General features: G+C 72.8%; 14 protein-coding genes. 5 read left to right on the forward strand and 9 right to left on the reverse strand.

The window, feature by feature from the left end:
- Nucleotides 1-3: 3 nt before the first annotated feature.
- The 3 genes from GD970_RS04745 to GD970_RS04755 all read right to left on the reverse strand — a co-directional run bounded on the left by GD970_RS04745 (nt 4) and on the right by GD970_RS04755 (nt 1,682).
- Nucleotides 4-993: a pilus assembly protein TadG-related protein gene (locus GD970_RS04745; protein WP_152201436.1), complete on the reverse strand. Its 990-nt coding sequence runs from the start codon at nt 991-993 to the stop codon at nt 4-6.
- A complete protein-coding gene (locus GD970_RS04750; RefSeq protein WP_152201439.1) occupies nt 981-1,370 on the reverse strand; it encodes a TadE family protein in 390 nt (129 codons plus the stop codon). The genes GD970_RS04745 and GD970_RS04750 overlap by 13 nt, the downstream gene beginning before the upstream one ends.
- 90 nt (nt 1,371-1,460) lie before the next feature.
- Nucleotides 1,461-1,682: a Flp family type IVb pilin gene (locus GD970_RS04755; protein ID WP_152201441.1), complete on the reverse strand. Its 222-nt coding sequence runs from the start codon at nt 1,680-1,682 to the stop codon at nt 1,461-1,463.
- A 403-nt stretch (nt 1,683-2,085) separates the two neighbouring features.
- Here GD970_RS04755 and GD970_RS04760 point away from each other — a divergent pair, with 403 nt between their 5' ends.
- Nucleotides 2,086-2,724 (forward strand): TetR/AcrR family transcriptional regulator, encoded by a 639-nt coding sequence (locus GD970_RS04760; protein WP_152201444.1) that lies wholly within the window; start codon nt 2,086-2,088, stop codon nt 2,722-2,724.
- Nucleotides 2,725-2,921: 197 nt separating this feature from the next.
- Nucleotides 2,922-4,175, forward strand: coding sequence for a lanthionine synthetase C family protein (locus GD970_RS04765; RefSeq protein ID WP_152201447.1), 1,254 nt, complete (start codon nt 2,922-2,924; stop codon nt 4,173-4,175).
- A gap of 61 nt (nt 4,176-4,236) precedes the next feature.
- Here the strand turns inward: GD970_RS04765 and GD970_RS22045 are convergent, their stop codons facing one another.
- From GD970_RS22045 to GD970_RS04795, 6 genes are read right to left on the reverse strand one after another with little or no spacing between them, the layout of a single operon-like run.
- Nucleotides 4,237-5,760, reverse strand: coding sequence for a M23 family metallopeptidase (locus GD970_RS22045; RefSeq protein WP_226925164.1), 1,524 nt, complete (start codon nt 5,758-5,760; stop codon nt 4,237-4,239).
- A 1-nt stretch (nt 5,761) separates the two neighbouring features.
- Nucleotides 5,762-6,289 carry a hypothetical protein gene (locus tag GD970_RS04775; protein WP_152201449.1) on the reverse strand — a complete coding sequence of 176 codons (528 nt, stop codon included), beginning with the start codon at nt 6,287-6,289 and terminating at the stop codon, nt 5,762-5,764.
- Nucleotides 6,273-7,820 carry an ATP/GTP-binding protein gene (locus tag GD970_RS04780; RefSeq protein WP_152201451.1) on the reverse strand — a complete coding sequence of 516 codons (1,548 nt, stop codon included), beginning with the start codon at nt 7,818-7,820 and terminating at the stop codon, nt 6,273-6,275. The genes GD970_RS04775 and GD970_RS04780 overlap by 17 nt, the downstream gene beginning before the upstream one ends.
- Entirely contained in the window at nt 7,817-9,427 is a 1,611-nt protein-coding gene (locus GD970_RS04785) for a hypothetical protein (protein WP_152201453.1), read from the reverse strand. Before GD970_RS04785 ends, GD970_RS04780 begins: the two co-directional genes overlap by 4 nt.
- Complete coding sequence (locus GD970_RS04790) at nt 9,424-10,782, reverse strand: hypothetical protein (RefSeq protein WP_152201455.1); 1,359 nt, start codon at nt 10,780-10,782, stop codon at nt 9,424-9,426. The genes GD970_RS04785 and GD970_RS04790 overlap by 4 nt, the downstream gene beginning before the upstream one ends.
- Before the next feature lie 33 nt (nt 10,783-10,815).
- On the reverse strand, nt 10,816-11,136 hold the full coding sequence (locus GD970_RS04795) for a hypothetical protein (RefSeq protein WP_226925165.1): 321 nt from the start codon (nt 11,134-11,136) through the stop codon (nt 10,816-10,818).
- A gap of 503 nt (nt 11,137-11,639) precedes the next feature.
- Here GD970_RS04795 and GD970_RS04800 point away from each other — a divergent pair.
- From GD970_RS04800 to GD970_RS04810, 3 genes are all read left to right on the forward strand, one after another.
- Entirely contained in the window at nt 11,640-12,734 is a 1,095-nt protein-coding gene (locus GD970_RS04800; RefSeq protein WP_226925166.1) for an LCP family protein, read from the forward strand.
- A gap of 145 nt (nt 12,735-12,879) precedes the next feature.
- Nucleotides 12,880-13,863 (forward strand): UDP-glucose 4-epimerase GalE, encoded by a 984-nt coding sequence (gene galE / locus GD970_RS04805; protein WP_152201458.1) that lies wholly within the window; start codon nt 12,880-12,882, stop codon nt 13,861-13,863.
- A 330-nt stretch (nt 13,864-14,193) separates the two neighbouring features.
- Nucleotides 14,194-15,876 (forward strand): hypothetical protein, encoded by a 1,683-nt coding sequence (locus tag GD970_RS04810; protein WP_152201461.1) that lies wholly within the window; start codon nt 14,194-14,196, stop codon nt 15,874-15,876.
- Nucleotides 15,877-16,399: the final 523 nt, after the last annotated feature.

Consider the following 16,399-nt stretch of genomic DNA (forward strand, 5'->3'; position numbering starts at 1 on the left):
CGTTCACTCGGTAAGGGCGACGACTGAGGCGCCCAGGTCGGGGGCGCCCGCGCCGTAGCGGAAGGCGTCGGAGAGGTCGACGAACTCGACGAACTGGCCACTGATGCAGGTGTTGACGCTCTGCGGGCAGGGCGTGCCCCAGACGTCGCCGCCGTGGCCGACGAACGCGTACCCGCGGAGGGTGAAGGCCGCGTAGCCCACGATGTCGTACCAGGCCGAGTTGCCCTGACCGCCGTAGCGGTCGTAGACGGGCAGCAGCACCGTGGCGTTGCGCAGGGCCTTGATGTCCGTCGTCTCGCACTCGGACGGCAGGGAGTTGCCAGGGTCGGATCCCTGGACGTTGGTGCCGATGGCACTGGTGGTCTGGCACGTGCCCGGATTCGTCTTGAGCCAGCCGAAGCCGCCCGGGACGGGGTTGCCGGAGTTCGTGGTCGGGCAGGGCCAGCTGGCGGGCAGGTCGCTGAGCTTGAGGTCCTTCGACCGCAGGATGGTGAGGAGCACGGGGCTGGCCGACGTGAGGCTGCCGCCCTGGCGCTTGATCTGTGCCTGCAGCTCGCACTTGTGCAGGGCGAGAGGAAGGACCGCCGTCCCGCCCGTGGGCCGACCCCACGCTGCCGTGGCGCGCGCGCCGAGGGTGGTGCTGTCGGCGCCGAGCACCGGCGCGAACCAGTGCTCGGTGACGCCGGAGGTCTGGACGGTGACGCGGCCAGACGCGGGGGTGAGGCCGGGAGTCAGGACCTGGCCCCGCACGTCCTCATCGTCGACGTTCGCCTCCGCCAGATCCTGGGCGGTCACCGTCGGGGTGCGGCAGTTGCCGCGAGCGCAGTCCTGCGCGATGGCCAGGGCCGCGGCGTCGGCGGCGGTCTGGAGCTGCTGACGCTCGGACCACATCGCGGCCACGTCGATTGAGATGGCCGCGAAGCCGATGAGCGGGATGACGAGCAGCGCCACAATGACGTTGACCGCCCCGCGCTCGTCCCTCAGCCGTGACATCGCATGGTCCCCTTCCCCGTGAGAGTGAGATCCGCACCGAACAGGCCGGTGACGAAGCGCATCGGATAGGTGACGGTGACCGTGGCGGTCGCCGTCGGCGTGGACGCCGTGGTGAGGCAGCTGGAGGGCGTCACCCGGATCTGGTCGTCGGTGAGGTGGAGGTCCGGGGCGTAGCCGCGGACCGTCTCGCGGGTGCTCGTCACGCTGTTGTGCAGGGCCATCACTCGCACGCCTTCGCGGGCGGCGCCCGAGAGGGTGGTCTGGAGGTGGTAGGCCCGGCCGAACTCGGCGATGCCGACCACGAGGAGGAGCAGCAGGGGGAGGATCAGGGCGAACTCGACGGCGGCTGCGCCGCGATCGCGTTGCTTGCGGCTCACCGTGCCTCCTCTGTTCCTCGAGCCTCCGACCTGCCGGGCTGGTCCCGGCGCAGCGCTCAGGGGGTTCGCTGCGCCGGACCGGCCGGTTGGTTACTCGGTGATGCCCGAGCCAGCACCCAGCTGCTCGGTGACCTTGTCGAAGAGGCCGTCGAGCTGCCGCCCCAGAAGCGCGACGGCAACGATGATCACGACGGCGATGAGGCCGACCATGAGGCCGTACTCGACGGCGGTGGCGCCACGGTCCTTCTGGCCCTCGAAGCGGCCCTGGACGACGTGGAACATGGTGAGCAGGTAAGCGGCTGCACGGTTCATGTTGATCTTCCTTGGCTTGGCGCTCCGGATTTCCGGACCGCGGACTGCGTCGGATCGGGCGACCCGGCGTCTGGGATCAAGGTGGCAGATGTTTGCTGATCCGGCAAGAGTGCAGACCAGGTTGACTTACCTACTGCGCAAACACGGGGCGTGAGCGGTTCGTGGATCGTCGGTGGACGTCAACGGCTGTCGAATGCGGCTGCGTGACGCCCGTAATTGCACCCTCCGCTCTCAGGTGTCCGGCTCGGGGACCGTTTCGCCGCTGATTCACCTGCTGCTCGACGGGGCTGCGCGGACGCTACGCTGTGGGCATCATCACGCCCTGAATACCTCATGCTGACCAAGCGCGAAAACCTGCGTGCCCAGCAAGCTCGCTGGTTCGGCATGCCCTAGGGTGTGGCGCATGACGGCGACGGAGACGACGGTGAACGAAGCCCGGGAGATGGGTCTGCGTGAGCTCAAGAAGCAGATGACCCGGGAGGCGCTCGCGGACGCCGCGCTCCGACTGACCGGCGAGAAGGGCCTCGACAACGTCACCATCGAGGAGATCGCCCGCGCCGCCATCGTCTCCCCGCGCACCTTCTCGAACTACTTCTCCTGCAAGGAGGAAGCCGTCGTGACGGCCGGCGCGGCCGACCCCGCCGTCCTCGTCGCCGCGTTCCTCGCGGTGGCGGACGCCGAGCCGCCGCTCAAGGCGCTGTGCCAGGTGCTCTCCGACCACGCCAGCTCCCGGACGGACGAGCAGCTGCGCGTCATCGTCGAGAAGCTCGAGCTCGTCCAGCGCTACCCGTCCCTGCTGCCGTTCCAGTCCGCGCAGTACGACCGGCTGGAGGAGGGGCTGCGCGGCGCCGTCGCCAAGAAGACCGGCACGCAGCCGGACACGGACGTCTACCCCTGGCTCGTCGCTGCCGCGGCGGTGTCGTGCCTCCGCTCCGCCCTGCAGCTGTGGGCGCGCGCCGGCGACGACGCCGGGCGCCTCGCGCCGTTCATCCAGGACGCGTTCAACCAGGTCAGCGCCGGCCTGCCGGTCCCGCGCCGCTGACGTCACCCGGCGAGCGCCGGTGCGGCGGGAGCGTCCACCTGGCACGTTCCGGCCATGGCAGCACCCTGTCACCCCTTGAACGGTTCCACCCCCCACCGCGTGGGGCAGCATGTGGTCATCACATTCGTCGGCCCCGGCCGGTGAACACGAACCCGGCTGCTGGGGCGGAGCACCGGGCATGGCGAAGGAAGTCACCCATGTCTGTCCCGTCCGTCCGCGTGCCGGTTGCTGACCTGCTCACCACGGTGCTGCCAGAGCGACCGGCCGAGGTCATGCCTCTCACCCGGCGCTCCGCGGTGCACGTCACGAGCGGACGCGGCGAGCGCGACGCCGTCGGCGGGCTGCTGCCCTGGGCACGCCGCGTCGGGGAGCGGCGCGACCGCGTCATCAACCTCGCGGACGCGGGCCGGCGTCACCAGCTCGTCGCCAGCCTCGCCGGTGGCATCGCGGCCGCCGCCCAACTCGACACCGAGCTGCTCGCGGGCGACCCGCCGCCCCCGGCCCAGGCCCTCGGCTTCTCGCACGGGATGGCTGGGGTGCTCTGGGCGCTCGCCGAGGTGGGCGCGCACGTCCCCGACGCGCTCGTGACCTGGCTCGCCGAGGCCTCCGACCGGGCGCCGCTCGGCCCCGGACTCGCGCAGGGCCGCAGCGGCCTCGCGCTCGCCCTGGACGCCCTGGGCGACCATGACGCCGCCGCCCGTCAGTGGGCCGCCGTCGAGCTGACCGATCCGGAGGACCTCGGGCTCACACTCGCCGACGGCCTGGCCGGCGTCGGCCTGGCCCTGCTCGAGCGGGCCCCCATCCGCGACGGCGAGGCGCTCCTCGCCCGCGTGGAGACGCTGGCCCGCGCGCTGGCGGACCAGCTGCGCGAGGAGCCGCGGATGGACCGCCTCGGTCTCATGCGTGGCGGGGCGGGCGCGGCGCTGTTCCTGCTGCACGTCTACGACCTCACCGAGGACGAGTCCCTCCTCGCGCCCATCGAGCAGTGCCTGCGCCACGACCTCGCCATGCTGGGCTGGGGCTCGTTCGGCCGGCACGCCGCGCTGCCGCTGTGGTTGCGGCCCGGCTCGCTCAGCGAGGGCAGCATCGGTGTCGGCGTGGTGCTCCACCAGGCGATGCAGCACCTCGACGCCCCCTGGGTGGCCCAGGCCGCCGCCGACATCACCGAGGCCGCCGAGATCTGGCTGCTCGAGCGGCCCGGCCTCTCGCGCGGACGCGCGGGCGCGGTCCTCGCCCTGCAGTACCTGCGCTCGCACCCGTGGGAGACGGCGGAGGAGCGGTTCGCGCGCATGCGGCCCTTCCTCGAGCCGCTCACCGTGCACGGCTCCGCCCTCGGCACCGAGCCGTCCACCCCCCTGCCTCTCGGCCTCGAGGACGGCGCGGCGGGCATCCTGCTGGCGCTGGGGCACCTGGGGATGGCCGGGGACCGGCGGCTGCCGTTCTTCTGGTGAGGCGCTGAGTGCCCTCGGGTGAGCGGTCGCCGGGCGGGCGCGGCGCCGCAGCCCGCGGGCCTCAGCCCAGCGGTGCCCCCAGGGCGGCCATGAACGGCTCGGGGTCGACGTGCCGGCCGTTCTCGTACACCCCGAAGTGCAGGTGGCACCCGGTGGAGTTGCCCGAGTTCCCGACCAGGGCGATGACCTGACCGGCGGCCACGTGGTCGCCGGAGCGGACGAGCACCCCGCCGGCGTCCATGTGGTTGTAGGACGTCTCCACCCCGCCGCCGTGGTCGACGAACACCACCCGCCCGGTCAGCCCCCGGAACGGGCCGCCCGCATACGTCACGACGCCCTCGGCGGCGGCGTACACCGGCGTGCCGCACGCGGCGGCGAGGTCGGTGCCGGCGTGGAAGTGTGACCCCTCCCCGCCGTCGCCGACGGCGAGCACCCGCGGCCCGTAGCGGGAGCTCACCGGGGCGTCGAGGGGGGCGAGCCACTGGCCGGTGCCGAACGCCGCCGGGCGCACGCTGCTCGCCATAAGGCAGGTCAGCGCGCCGGCACCCGGCCCGGGGGCCGGGGAGAGGTTGATGTGCGGGTGGTCCATGTGGTTCGCCGTCGGGCTGCCGCGGTCGTCCATCAGGCGCCAGCCGTCCTGGGGGGAGGCGGCGAACCAGATGCGCTGGCGCCAGATGATGTAGTCGATCCCGAGGCGCGTGGCGTTGGCGATGGCGTAGTCGACAATCGCGTCGCCCTTGGCGGCGTCGTCGCCCACCATGAAGTCCAGCGCCAGCCCGGCCGGGTGGCCGCCGCTGTCGACGGCGTTCTCCCGGTACCCGCCGATCTCGGCGACGGCGAAGCGCTGCCCGATCTCCGCCGCGACCGCCGCGGTGTGCGGAGCGACCGGCCCGAGGTCGTAGCTGGCGGGGACGGCCGGCACGGCACCCGTGCCGGGCGAGGTGGCGGAAGGTGACGGCCCGCCCGAGGGCGACGGCCCGGCCGGCGGCGTGGGGGTGGGCTGGCCGCCCGGTACCCCGGCGAGCGCGGCCACCACCGCGACGGCGTCGGCCCAGTACTTGGCGTAGTGGCGCGGGTCGGCGTTGCGCTGCACCCGGTTGGCCGCGATGGTCGGCTCGAGCTCGCGCCAGCCCTCCACCCGGTCGAGCGCCTGGAAGAACAGCCGGGCCGAGCGCTCTGGCGCCATCCGCTCGGCGTAACTGCCCCAGTTGTCCTGCTGCTGGAACAGCCCGACGGAGGTGGTCGGCCGCCCGTCAGGGTTGGTCACCCCGTGCACGGCGTCGCCGAAGGGCAGGTTGCGCAGCGAGGACTCGCCCATCGCCGTCATCACGGCGACGGTCTGGCCCCACGGGTCGAACCCGAGCTCCTTGCCCACTCTCAGGATGGTCGCCGCGTTCTGCAACTGCTCCCCGGCGTAGCCGGCCACCTCGCCGTCGGGCACGCCCGCGACGTCGACGCCGGACCCGCCGGGCTGGCACCACGCCTGCGGCCGGTTGCTCAGCCCGGCTCCAACGAACAGCACCAGCGCCAGGCCCGCGCCGCCGAGCAGGGCGAGGACGACGACGGCGGCGAGCAGCTTGCGCACCTCACCCACCCGCCGGCTCGGCGTGCTGCACCAGCCAGGGCGCGCCGGCGGCGGTGCGGGTGAGGGTGACGGCGTAGTCGCCTGCGTCGGTGCCGACGACGACGGTCGCCACGTACGCGGACGGCCAGTCCTGCGCGGTGGCGGTCCCGGTCACCGCGGTGGGCGGCACGTTGCGCGGGTCGACGGCGGCGTAGTAGGTGCGCGCCTCGGGCGCCATGAGCGGCTGGATGCCGGCCAGCCAGTCCCGGGCCGGCAGGTCCGGCCGGGCGAACGCGCGCATGAACGCCACCGCCTGAGCCTCGGCGTCGTGCTTGGCTGCCTCGTCCCACACCGGGGGCGTGTGCTCCTGGTCCTGGCCGCCCAGGTCGCCCTCCATCGGGGCGCTGTCGGTGGGGGAGGGGGTCGACGACGGCGCGAGGGTCGCCGTCGTCGTCGGGCTCGGCGACGGCGGCTCCGGAGTGGGGGAGCAGGCGGCGAGCAGCGCGACGGCGAGCACCGCCGTCGCGCCGGCCCTACCTGCGCCCGCCACGGGTCATGGCCTCGTCGGTGTTGGTCAGCCCCGTCTCGAACGCCGAGCGGATGTGCTCGACCATGACCTCGGGATCCCGGCCGCGCTTGAAGAGGTGGAAGCCGTCACCCAGCGCCGGCAGCGTCGCGGCGAGGCCCGGCTCGAAGCCGAAGTCGTGCACCACCCGGTCGATGTCGTCGGCGCGGGACTGGCGGTAGCAGTGCACCGTCTGGGCCTCCTGCAGCACGGTCATCGCGGGGGAGTCGGCCGGGATGTCGGCGATCTTGTGGATGGCGACGACCAGCGCCAGGCCCAGCCCGCGGGCGAGCTTGGTGTTGGCCCGCATGAGCTGGGCGTTGGGCCCGCCGACCAGGTGCCAGCCCTCCTCGGCGATGAGGTTGGTGAACCGGCCGCGCTCGCGGCGCAGCGTGCCGAGCAGCCACATGTTCGCGATGGCCATGACGGTCGGCACCGCGGGGCCGTCCTCGGGCAGCTGGGAGACGTCGAAGCTGGTGAGCTTCTCGCCCAGCGACACCCACGGGGAGGTGGGCCCGTCGAAGATGCCCGAGTACTCCTCGAGCAGCCCGTCGAGCAGGAACCGCACGCCCAGGCCGGCCTCGTGCAGGCGCTCCAGGGCCCCGGGGGTGAGGTCGGCGTAGGCGGGGTCCTCGGCCGCGTGGCCGGCCTGGGCGAGGACGTCGGGCAGGACCGGGATGCGCTCGTCGGCCTCGGCGGCGCGCATGGCCAGGCGGTAGGCGCTGCGCAGCGCCTCGCGCTCCCACTGGTCCAGCGGCGCGCCGCCCTGGGCGAGCTCGGCGGCCACCTGCAGCAGGTGCGCCTGGTTCTTCGCGCCGGTGCCGCCGGTGATGACCGGGTCGAGCAGGTTGATGACCGTGCCGCCGGGCTCGAGGGAGAAGCGCAGCGGCGCGGCGCCGTAGCGCTCGACCAGCGCGCAGTACTCGCCCTCGCCGCCGCGGTCCTTCTTGTCGAAGATCACCGACCGGCGCCCGGCGAGGGTCAGCGGGCGCAGCACGTAGACGGTCTTGAGCAGGCTCGACTTCCCGGCGCCGATGTCACCGAGCACCAGGACGTTGGGGGAGGAGATCAGGCCCTTGGCGTAGGCGGTGAACGGGTCGTGCGCGACGACGGCGTTGGACAGGCAGTCCCGGCCGATCGCCACCCCCTCGGCGTCGGTGGGGGCGGCGACGACGGCGGTGTTGAGCACCTCCGCCTGCCGGGTGGTGGTGGGAGCGCCGCGGTGCAGCGGGGCGTAGTAGCCGCGCCGGGCGCGCCGCAGCTTGGGCCGGGTCGGCCAGCCGCGGGCCTCCCACGGCGGGCGGCCCTCGCCCTCGCCGGGGGCGGACACCGGGGCGCGGAAGAAGTTGCGGCGCTTCTTGGGCGGGGCCGTCTCGGCGGGTGCGGCGTCCTCCGCCACCTCCGCTGGTGCGTCCTCCGGCGTCGCCTCGACCGGTGCGGCGTCCGGCGTCGCCTCGGCGACGTCCGTGGCGGTCTCGGGGTCGGCCAGCTGCTGCCGACGGCGGAACGGGCTCACAGCGCCTCCCTCGCCCCGTGCCCGCTGAGCGAGCGCATCATCCGCTGCGCCGCGGTGGGCGCCGGCGGGCGCATGCCGCGCACGATCGGCCACGTGCACCCCGACGCCGCCGCCTGGTAGGTGTCGAGCCACTCCAGGCGCTCGATGCCCAGGCCCCGCTCCGCCGTCGCCGTCACCAGCCGCACCGCCTGGGCGAGCTCGTCTCTCGAGGGCGCGGAGACGGTGACGTGCCCGAGCCACTCCGCGCCGTGGTGCTGGGTGCCCGGGCGCAGGTCCTCGAGGCGGCGCTGGGCGGCGGAGAGGGAGGCCTCGCTCTCGTCGTCGAGCAGCCGGCCGGCCTCGCGTCGGCGCAGGATCTCGGAGTGGTCGCTGGTGGCGTCGATACGGGCGGTGGCCTTGGCCTCCCGCGCGGGCACCATCCACGTCTGCAGCGACAGGGTGCGCACGATGCGCTCGGGCATCCCCGACAGCAGCGGCGTCACCCACAGGCTGTTGCGCTCGCCGGTGGCCATGGCCGTGGCGGTGACGACCGCGGTGCGGTGCCACCACCGGACCGGCGCGCCGGTGGTGGGGTCGACGTCGTCGACCACGTGCGCGGAGTAGACGTCGGTGCTGGGCAGGCCGAGGGCCTCGGGGTCGACGTCGTGGGTCTGGTCGACGGGCCGGGAGGGGTTCTGCATGTGGGCGATGACGGCGGCCGCCTCGTGCGCGGTCAGCGCCCGCACCCGGCCCATCCGGGCGCGCCGCAGGCCGCGGGTGATCGCGTCGACCTCGTCGACCATGAGCCGGCGCCAGCCGTCGCGGCCGGGCCCGTAGCGGGCGGCGGCGCGGGAGAAGGCCCCGGTGAGCGGCCAGCGCACGGCGACGTAGTGGCGCTGGACCATCTCGCGCCGGCCCATCCGGTGGAGCAGGTCGTCGTAGGAGCGCAGCAGCTCCTCGGGGGCGTCGGCGTCCACCTGGGAGACCACCCAGGCCTCGTGGCCCGCGGAGTCCGGCGGCAGCACCCGAGTCACGCTCTGCACCGCGCGGGCGAGGGAGTCCTCGCTGCCCAGCGAGGCGAGGAACGCCCCCCAGGCCACCTGGGCCTGCTCCACGGCGTGCTCGGACTCGATCCCGCGGACCTGGCCGGAGACCTCGAAGGCCACCGACAGGTACGGCTCCTCACCGGTCGGGGCGTGCCAGGCGATGCCGGGCCGGCCGGGGCGCCGGTCCAGCCAGCCCATGCCCTCGGCGCCGTCGGGGCGCTCGCGCAGCGCGGCGGCCTCCCGGGCGGCGACACGCCGGTGGCGCCGACGGGCGCCGAGCTCGGTCCAGCGGGCGTCGTCGAAGGGGACGTAGGCGACCGTGCCCGTGCGGGTGCGCTCCCTCCACCGGCGCCGCGCCACCCACCGCTCGGCCAGCGAGCCGTGCACGGTCGGGGACGTCACCAGCCAGGTGACGATGACCAGCGCGGCGCCGCCCGCGAAGCCCGGCGTGCCCAGCGTGATCGTCAGCACCATGCCGGCGACGGCGGCCGCCAGCAGCGCGAAGAGCCGGCTGTGCGGGACCGAGCCGCCGAAGAAGCTCCGGTGCCCGCTCTCCCCGCCGAGGATCGAGGTGCGGCTCATCGGGCGGCCCCCGGCTTGCGGTGGCGGTGGACGACGGCGGCGGTGGCGGTGGCGTCGGGTGCGGCGCCGCCCGCACCGCCGGGCGCAGGGCCGTCGGCACGTGCGGCGGAGGCGCCGGCCGGGCCCGCCTCGGCGCCGACCGCCGGGGCCCCGGCAGGCGTGGCACCGCCGGCGGTGGCGCCGGTCGCCCCGTCAGGGGAGGTGCCGGTCCCCTCCGGGCCGCCGGGCGTCGCAGGGATGTCCGGCCCCTCCTCGCGGGACTGCTGGGCCATCGCGGCGCGCTGCACCGGGCCCGGCTCGGGCGGCGCGGGACGTCCGTGGACCGTGTTGGACAGCAGGGGGAGCAGCGTCGCGGTGCCGTCGAAAGTCGCCGAGCCGCCGAGGGACAGCGGCCGGCTGGCCTGCAGTCGGGCCACCCGGGCGACCGAGGACTCCCCGGCCGGCGCGGGACCGGTGCGTGCCGCCGTCGTCGTCCCGCCGGTGCCGGGCAGGTCCGGCGCGGGGGCCGGGCGCAGGCTGAGCAGGGCGATCGGGGCGAGGGCGGCGAGGATCATCGCCACCGCGGCGGCGGTGAGGTTGGCGAGCTGCTCGATGCGCGGGTCGGTGGACAGCCAGCGGGTCTGCGCGGCGGTCATCCGCAGCGTCAGGCCGATGAGAAAGAACAGCAGCGGCTTGGCGGCCAGGATCGCCACCCACGCCAGCACCATCCGGGTGCCGGTGCGCCGGTGCGCCGGGTCGACCAGCCAGGCCAGGGCCAGCGGCACGAGGGCACCGGTGAAGTACAGCGTCACCATGGCCACGACCAGCACCAGCGCGACGAGCAGCAGCCCGAGGAGCATGAGGCTCATGACGAGCAGGGCGACGACGACGCCGCCGACCACCCCGCTCGGCTCGGTGGCGTCGATCATCGCGGTGAGGTTCGCGACGGCACCGGTGACCGAGCCGCCCGCGGCCCAGTCGATGAGGGACTGACTGAGCGCGCCGAAGAAGCGCACCACCACCCATCCGGCCGCCGGCCCGTAGATCGCCCCGCCCAGGAAGAGGACGGAGTAGGTGGTGAAGGACTCGAGCAGCTCGTGGCCGGTGATGAGGCGCCGCGCGGCGCGCACGACGTTCCACAGCAGCAGCACCGCCCACAGGAAGATCGCGGCGGCGAAGGAGATCCGGTAGGCCTCGAGGAACCAGCCGGCGCTGAGGTCGGGCTGGGTGGCGGTGAGCAGCCAGGGCAGCAGGTCGCTGGCCAGGCCGTGCGCCGCCTCTTTGATGTTGGCGAAGAGGAACCCGAGCGGGTCGACGTCGAAGGAGACCACCGGCGCCGGGGGCGGGACGGTGGCTCCCAGGACGCCGGGCGTCACGTCGGGGCTCCGGTGCTCATGGGCGCGCTCCCGTCAGCCCGCGACCTGGAGGATCGCGCCGACGATGACGCCGAACGCGGCCACGCACACGAGCGAGATGGCGGCCGTGACGGCGCGGGAGCGACCTCGGCTGTGGTCGTGGGGGTTGTCCCCGGCGGTGGCCATGACGACGATCCCCTGGAGCAGGAACACGATCGTCACCAGCAGCGCGAGGGCCCACAGCGCGGCGAAGACCTTCTGCCACCACTGGGTGAACTCGGCGCCGAAGATGGTGAAGTCGGGCAGGATCCCGTCGATCGGGTTCTTGATGGACGCCTGGGCCGCAAGCACCTGGGCGCCGAGCCGATCAAGCACGGTCGCTCCCGGCTCCGCGCACGCTGATGACAGCGTTGCCCCCGCCGATTCCTGCCGACATGCCCACCCCCTCGTGCAGCACTTCGACCGGCACCGTTGCACCGGACGCCACCCGTCGGAGTTTGCCAGGCGGCATCGCGCAGCACCCTCCGAACGCGTACTCGATTCTGCCTCCGGGGGCGAGGTCTGCCCACCCTTTCGGTGACCAGACATGAGACGACGGCGAGTCGTCGGGACACGCCGAGGCAAAAACGGCCCTCGGTTTACCGATATGCCACGTCAGGCGTGTAACTTTCGGGGGCAGACGAGGAGGTTGGCGTGATGAACGACGTGGACGAGCGCTGGTTTGACGACTGCGACCTCGAGTAGCGACCCTCGCTGCACTGAGGGGTAACGATTAGGGACGCAAATGCAGCGTGTATTGGTGTGGGCACCTGCCTGCTGATCCGAAGGCCACTTCGCAGCAACGCAACTAGGCGCGTCCCGACTGGCCAGGAGGCGGAGTGAACCTCAGCGATACGAGTTCTCCCGGGATCGCCGAAGACGCCGGCGCTCAGGAAGGCGGGCCAGTCGATCGGGGGCAACAACGACGCCGACGTGCTCGCCGGGCGCTGTTGATTGTCGTGGGAATCGTCGTCGTGCTTGTCGCTGGGCTGGCGGGCGTGGCCGCATACCTTCAGGCACGGATCGACGCCAGTATCGAGCGGATCGACGACCCCTTTGCCCCCCTCACCAACCGGCCGGACCGAGTGGCGAGCGGTGCTGGACCTGTCAACATCCTGGTGCTCGGTTCGGACTCGCGAATCTCCGCCGGTGAGCCGTCGCAGTGGGCCGCCGGTGCGCAGCGCACCGACACCATGATGGTCGTTCAGATCTCTGGTGACCGAGAGCACGCCTACGTCATGTCCATCCCCCGTGACTCCTGGGTGGAGATCCCCGGCCACGGCCAGAACAAGATCAACGCCGCCTACTCGTTCGGCGGCCCGTCCTTGATGATCCAGACCGTCGAGAACCTCACCGGCATCCGTATCGACCATTTCGCCATCGCTGACTTCGAGTCGTTCGCCGCGCTTACCGACGAGCTCGGCGGGGTCGAGATCACGATGCCTAACGGCCTGGACAACACTGGGGTGGCGCTGCCCCCGGGCACGCACACACTGGACGGCGAGCAGGCGCTGGCGTATGCCCGTCAGCGTCACGGCGTACCCGGCGGCGACTTGGGACGCGTTCAGCGCCAACAGAACTGGATGCGTTCAATCCTTCAGGCCGTTTATCGCGCGGACCGGCTTGCCGACCCAGTCGGGCTCACGAGACTCCTCCAGACTGTGGGGCAGACCGTGGCCGTGGACGAAGGCTTCACGATGGGGAAGATGCGGAATCTGGCGGTCTCGATGCGTGACATCCGCCCGAACGATCTCGTGTTTATGACCGCGCCGAACTTGGGCACCGGAAGGAGCCCGGACGGCGCGCAGTCGATCGTGCTCCTCGACGAGGGACGCTTCGGTGCCTTGTGCAATGCTCTCGCCGCCGACAGCGTGGCCAACTACCTCGAGGTGAACCCCGGGGCGGTCGTGACGCTGGGTGACGACGTGGCGTGAGGCGCCTGGGCGTTTTCGCTCGCACGACAAGTCGATTCGGACCACTGTGGTGGTGTCGGCTCCGTGCATTACTACTAGACAAACGAGCTGGGAAACGCGTACGGGCCAGGATGGGACCTACCGCGGCGTCACATACCCTGGCCCTGTGAGCACCCTGGTGATTGGCGGCGCCGGCTACATCGGCGCCCATGTGGTCCGTCTGCTGCTCGAGCGCGGGGAGGACGTCGTCGTCGTCGACGACCTGTCCACCGGCACCGGCGAGCGGGTCGGGCAGGCGACGCTGGCCGAGCTGGACGTCGCCGCCCCGGGCGGGCAGGAGGCCCTCGAGAAGCTCATGACGGAGCGGGGTGTCACCGCCGTCATCCACTTCGCGGCGAAGAAGCAGGTGGGCGAGTCGGTTGCGAAGCCGGCCTGGTACTACCAGCAGAACGTCGGTGGCCTGGCGAACGTCCTCGCCGCCATGGAGAACGCCGGCGTGAGCAACATGATCTTCTCCTCCTCGGCCGCCGTGTATGGCATGCCGGACGTCGGCCTCGTTCAGGAGGACATCGACTGCCGCCCCATCAACCCCTACGGCGAGACCAAGCTCGTCGGGGAGTGGATGCTCGCCGACTGCGAGCGCGCCTGGGGGCTGCGCTGGGCCGCGCTGCGCTACTTCAACGTCGCCGGCGCCGGCTGGCCCGAGCTGGGCGACCCGGCGATCCTCAACCTCGTGCCCATGGTGCTCGACCGCCTCGCCCGCGGGGACCGGCCGAAGATCTTCGGCGACGACTACCCCACGCCGGACGGCACCTGCATCCGCGACTACATCCACGTCCTCGACCTCGCCCACGCCCACCTTGCCGCCATGGACTACCTCGAGGGCGACGCCCCGCTCGCCGAGCACATCTTCAATGTCGGCACGGGGGAGGGCGCCTCGGTGCGCCAGGTCGTCGACACCCTCGGTGAGGTCTCCGGCCTGGACACCACGGCGGACGTCGAGCCCCGCCGCCCGGGCGACCCACCGCGTCTCGTCGGCGACCCGGAGCGCATCAAGCAGGTGCTGGGCTGGAAGGCCGAGCACCGCCTCGAGGACATCATCCGCAGCGCCTGGGAGGCCTGGCAGGTCGGGCCGCGACGTATCGGCTGACGTTCGAGCGGTCGGCGGCGTCTGCGCGCCCTTCTCCGACGCCACGTCGCTGTCGGCTTCGCGTCGTCGGGCCCCACGTTCGGTGGTGGGCCGCTAGTTCGGGCTGTGGCCCCCGCCCGTTCATGGACGGGTCATGTCCGCTACCTAGCGTGCCGGTGAGCTATCAGCCGGCACGAACAGGAGCAGGGCATGACATCGGCACTCACACGACGCGGCGTCCTCACGGCAGGAGCGGCACTGGGGATCGGGGCCGCCGTTGGCCCGGTTCCGGCCGTCGCTGCTCCCGCCCGCGCCAACGGGCGCGGTACACGGGGTACCCGCGCCATCAGCATGGCGATGCACATCCACTCGTCCTTCAGCGAGGGCGTCGGCAGCATGGAGGCACACCTCCAGCAGGCCACCGAGCACGGCGTCGACGTCATCTGGTGGACCGACCACGACTTCCGCATGCAGGCCCACGGCTACCGCCACGCGGTGCGCTTCGAGGGCCTCAACGAGGCCGAGAACAAGCGCTCATGGACCTGGAAGCAGATTCTCGCGGGCAGCCCACTCGACATCGCCACCGCGGCCTTTGTCGCCGAGCCCCACACCCCCGACGAGCCGGGCAAGGCCATGCGTCTCACCGCCCAGGGGCCGGCAGCGCAGTGGGGTGAGCTGCTCTACGAGGGCATCGCGTGGAACAGCACCTACACCACGAGCGTGGCCGGCACCGTGCTGGAGCTCGACGTGCTCGCCGAGCAGCTGAGCGCCGACGCCGAGCTCGTCGTGCGTGTGATGTCCTCCTACCGCCCCGCCACCGGCGGGCGCCCCAAGGGGCGCTACACCCTCGAGTACCGCATCGGCGAGCAGACCGGGCGCTGGACGGAGGAGAACGGGCTGCTCGGCGTCGTCGGCATCGCCGCCGTCCCCGGGCAGTGGCAGCGGCTCGCGCTGGACCTCGAGGCCGACGTCGCGGCGCTGTGGCCGGACCTCCTGGCCGCCGACTCCGGCCTGCACCGGCTCCGTGTCGGCGCCCGCTCCCGCAACGGCGCCTTGGCCTCGGGCCTGTTCGACCGGCTGCGGTTCGTGCGCACGGGCCGCGACGGCGACGCCACGGTCGCGATCCAGGCCGCCCTGATGGAGGAGTACGCGCGCCGCTACCCGGCTGTGCGTCAGTTCCACGGCTCCGAGCTCTCTCTCGTGCGCCACCTCAACTTCTACGGCGGGAACTTCACCCTCCCCGACTACGGCGATGCCCCACCTACCAAGGTCAAGACGGTCCAGGCGGCCCTGGACATGGTCGACTTCGTCCACGCGAACCAGGGCCTCGTGACCTTCAACCACCCGCTGGAGGAGGCCCCGTCCGGTCCGGGGCTCGCCCGCCTGCTCATCGAGACCCACTCGCTGGGCGCCGACATGGTGGAGATCGGCAGCAAGGAGGACTTCGGCGAGTCGGTCTACGGCTTCGACGCCGCCGCCCGCAACGCCGTTCTCGTCACCGCCACCGGGGTGAGCGACGACCACGGCGGCCAGGACTGGATCGGCCAGAAGCAGCGGTGGATCACCTCCGTGTGGGCCGACTCCACCGAGGAGGCCGACCTGTTCGCCGCCCTGCGCGGGGGCCGCGCCTGGTTCTACGACCCCCAGTTCTGGCGCGGAGAGCTCGACATCGTCGTCCAGGGCGTGGTGCCCATGGGCGGCGTCGCCGTCACGCCGGCCGCCCAGGTCCCGGTGGAGGTCACCGCTACGGACCTGCCCGACGGCGCCACCGTGCGGCTCGTCGTCGGCAAGGTGGACTTCGCCGGGCTGGCCGACCCCACCCCGGCCATCACCAGCCAGGACCTGGAGATGAAGGGCAAGCGCGGGCACGTGGTGCTGCCGGTGCCGTCCGGGCGGTACGTGCGCGTGGAGGTCCGCGGCGCGGACGACGCCGTCATCGGCTTCTCCAACCCGGTGTGGATCCTCGACCGCGAGCCGGCCGGCGGCGTGCCGGCCGAGCGGCGCGGCGGCTACGGGTGGGCGCTGCGCCGGTAGGGGCCGGCGCGGGTGGCGGTGCGCGGAAGGCGCACCGCTGCCCACGGCCGTTCTCCACGCCGTTACCCACGGGTTACCGCTGAGTCATCCGGACGCTCTACCCTGTCAGGTGCAGTCCCACCGGCGCAGTTGCAGCAGCGCCCGGGACGGGGGCGCATGGAGGAAAGTCACGCATGTCCATCACCCCACTGAAGTTCAGTCCCGCCACCGGCCGGAAGCGGCCCGTCACGAGTGCACGTAAGCGGCCGTCCCGCCTGGGGGTCGGCCCTCGCATCGTCGCCGCGGCGAAGCCGACCCGGGTGGCTGGAGACCGAGACGGTCGGTAACAACTGGGCCGGCTGAGGAGCCGGCGCGGCTCGCCAGCGCGGCGGACCACCAGCGACCCGCGGGCGCCGACGGACCGGTGCCCCACATCACGGCCGACGCGCTGAGATCCGGGCTTTTTCGCCCATCGACGCCCGTGTGACATGGTGGCCGAAGGTTCTACGTGCGGATCGGAGATGGTGTGGAGCTGGCGAGGCAA

It is taken from the genome of Georgenia thermotolerans (genome assembly GCF_009193185.1).
Classification (GTDB): domain Bacteria; phylum Actinomycetota; class Actinomycetes; order Actinomycetales; family Actinomycetaceae; genus Georgenia; species Georgenia thermotolerans.